At 40.8% G+C, this 876-nt stretch carries 2 protein-coding genes; both read left to right on the forward strand.

Features of this window, described 5'->3' with window-relative positions:
• Nucleotides 1-32 precede the first annotated feature (32 nt).
• Nucleotides 33-398, forward strand: coding sequence for a hypothetical protein (locus C3B52_RS35665; RefSeq protein ID WP_103111011.1), 366 nt, complete (start codon nt 33-35; stop codon nt 396-398).
• On the forward strand, nt 395-856 hold the full coding sequence (locus C3B52_RS35670; protein ID WP_103111012.1) for a hypothetical protein: 462 nt from the start codon (nt 395-397) through the stop codon (nt 854-856). Before C3B52_RS35665 ends, C3B52_RS35670 begins: the two co-directional genes overlap by 4 nt.
• The last annotated feature ends 20 nt before the right edge of the window (nt 857-876 follow it).

Below are 876 nucleotides of genomic sequence, written 5' to 3' on the forward strand. Positions count from 1 at the left end.
CTCAATTAAGTTAAATTTGGAGGTTAAAAATCATGAATGAAGTCAAACGGATGTACCTGAAAGGGTTAATTTCAGCAGCGTATCGGATGGCTAGTAACCTTCTTAATAAAGAGGAAGATGAACTGACTGTTCAAGAGGCCGAGCTGTTGAATGCTGTAAACCACTGCTCTGAATTCAATATATCGGACAAATCAGTTGATGATATTGGGAGAACAGTGTCAGTATTCACATACAGATCTTTTGTCGGCAATTATGAGTACCATGAGATTTTTGGTAAACGTGATCTTGTAGCATACGGAACAATAATCAGTTTGGACGAGAAAAACTATGCTGTTCTCAATGTCATGTTGAAGTCGGATAAACAGATCACTTTAGAAGTGAAGGGGCCGATAAAATGATGCAACATATCATGGTGCGGGCAATAGAAAGCTTTACAGTTTACAATCACGACGGAACGATCCTAGAAGGAGAAGTAGACGAGGGGCAAGAGTTCGTCGCCAATCTACATGAAGAAACGGAAGAGTATTTTACCAAAGACAAGTACGGAAGAGAAATATACGTAGGTGAATTAGACAGGTCTGGCGCGCTGCAACTAGACGAGGCATTTGAAATTGTCCAAACCATCAAGTTTTCCGAATTAAGACCTGGCACTTACATCGGACACGGAGAAGATGTGATTACACAAGAAGAGGCTCTCAAGCGTCATGAGCAAGGAGATGAAATCCCTATGCTTACAATAACTGAGGAGTTCATTTCATCGGTATTGCAGCAGGCATATAAAGACGATGTGAATGGCATTGAAAGAGAGTCCTATTATGCACCCAATAAGGGGCAGTTGATTGTGTTTGATGCTTAACAAAATGCTCAGGGAGATAA

It is taken from the genome of Brevibacillus reuszeri (assembly GCF_002897295.1).
Classification (GTDB): domain Bacteria; phylum Bacillota; class Bacilli; order Brevibacillales; family Brevibacillaceae; genus Brevibacillus; species Brevibacillus reuszeri_A.

Bases quoted from the DNA above. Each gene is read 5' to 3' on its own strand.
- C3B52_RS35670 (WP_103111012.1), top strand. From the start codon at position 395: ATGATGCAACATATCATGGTGCGGGCAATAGAAAGCTTTACAGTTTAC.
- C3B52_RS35665 (WP_103111011.1), top strand. From the start codon at position 33: ATGAATGAAGTCAAACGGATGTACCTGAAAGGGTTAATTTCAGCAGCG.